This is a genomic window from Mesorhizobium sp. M7A.F.Ca.CA.002.05.1.1 (genome assembly GCF_003998335.1).
Lineage (GTDB): Bacteria > Pseudomonadota > Alphaproteobacteria > Rhizobiales > Rhizobiaceae > Mesorhizobium.
In genome coordinates this window covers 1-1,596 of the sequence record NZ_RZQI01001140.1, presented here as the reverse complement: position 1 = coordinate 1,596, position 1,596 = coordinate 1, and the positions used below count along the sequence as shown (strand labels likewise).

The following is a 1,596-nucleotide window of genomic DNA, read 5'->3' as shown; positions in this document are numbered from 1 at the left end:
TCGATCTCAAGCCGCATCTGCCGGAAGAAGTCGAACTCGCCTATTTCGGCATGATGGAACATGCCACCGGGCAAGGCATCGGCCGCTGGTTCCTGGGCTCCGCGATCGCCGCCGCATGGTCGCATGGGCCGAAGCGGGTGACGGTGCAGACCTGCACGCTCGATCATCCGGCGGCTCTGCCGCTCTACCAGAAGCTCGGCTTTGCACCGGTGGCGCAAAAGAGGGAAATCGTCCATCCGCTGCCTTTCACCGAGCGCGCGGCCAGCGTCATGCGGCCCTAGACTAGCCGGAAGCTGACACGGGTTCGAATCTGAACCCGCCGTTCATCGGCCCTTCAGGCTGTTTTTGGCATGTTGCCGGCACCATCAATGCGGCCAAGGCCGAAGGAGACGAAGATATGCTGACCCGCCGTACACTTGCCGCCGCGCTGATCGCGGCAATTGCCATGCCAAGCCTCGCCGCAGCCCAGGCGACAACGCCTTCGGCCGCGACGATCGAGCGGAAGCTCGAGGCGGCGCCGCGGGTGAAATTGCGGCCGAACGAGCGCGTCACCATCCGCGAATTCAAGCGGCGCCCGGATTTGCGCCGCATGGCCCGCTCGATCGATATCCAGTCGATCAACTTCGCCTTCGGTTCGGCGGCTATTGCCAACTCGCAATACGACAAGATCGAGACCATTGCCGACGCGCTGCGGCGCATCCTGCGCCGCGATCGCGGCGCCCGCGTGCTGATCGAGGGCCACACCGACGCCGTCGGCTCCTTCCAGTCGAATCAGGCTCTGTCCGAACAGCGCGCCGCTTCGCTCAAGCGCACATTGGTGCGCGAATTCGGCGTGCCGGGTCATGCTCTCGAGACAGTCGGCTATGGCGAAGAGTTTTTGCTGGTGCAGACGCAGAACGAAAACTGGCAGAATCGCCGGGTGACACTGCGCCGCTTCGACGATTTCATCCGTTGAGCCGCAGCTCTGAATTTTAGTTAGACGGCGCTTTCGACGGGACTTGATGAGAGCCGGTCGCCGACGGGCGACCGGCTCTTCGATATCTGGCAGGAATCGGGTGGGCGGCGAGAGTTCAAAGGGATAATTTCCGGTAGACCACACCGGAGATTTTCCATGACCATCCAGTTCAAAGCTTTGCCGACCGAAGGTGTCAGGACGCTGCAGCGCGGCGGGATCGATGCTTATGGCCAAATGCCCGAGCGAAAGATCTCCGACGGTGACGGCATGCCTTGCCGGCATTGCTTGAAGAACATCGCCGCCGGCGACGCCTATCTTGTTCTGGCGTACCGGCCATTCCCGCAGCTTCAGCCCTATGCTGAAACGGGGCCGATCTTCCTGCATGGCGAGGAATGCGACCGCGCTGCCGTAGACGATGCGATCATCCCGACCACGGCAATTGCTGCACGGGCCGAGACGCTGTTCGAACGCGACGAGATCGCCTACGTCCATGTCCGTTCGGCGCGCAACAATTGCTACCAGTGCCGCATCGAGCGCGCTTGAGGCTGAGATTAGCCGCTGGAAACAGTTGTCGTACTCCCGTCGCATATTCGCGATAGAAAGCTATTGTCGATCGATTTGCCGACCGCGGATGAACCGGC

The 1,596-nt window shown here is 61.9% G+C and carries 3 protein-coding genes; all 3 read left to right on the top strand.

Features of this window, described 5'->3' with window-relative positions:
• Nucleotides 1–281, top strand: a 281-nt coding sequence (locus EN939_RS33420; RefSeq protein WP_164751481.1) for a GNAT family N-acetyltransferase, incomplete at its 5' end; no start/stop codon positions are given.
• 116 nt (nt 282–397) lie between these two features.
• Complete coding sequence (locus EN939_RS33415) at nt 398–955, top strand: OmpA family protein (protein ID WP_127271734.1); 558 nt, start codon at nt 398–400, stop codon at nt 953–955.
• A 156-nt stretch (nt 956–1,111) separates the two neighbouring features.
• Complete coding sequence (locus tag EN939_RS33410) at nt 1,112–1,498, top strand: DUF1203 domain-containing protein (protein ID WP_127271732.1); 387 nt, start codon at nt 1,112–1,114, stop codon at nt 1,496–1,498.
• The last annotated feature ends 98 nt before the right edge of the window (nt 1,499–1,596 follow it).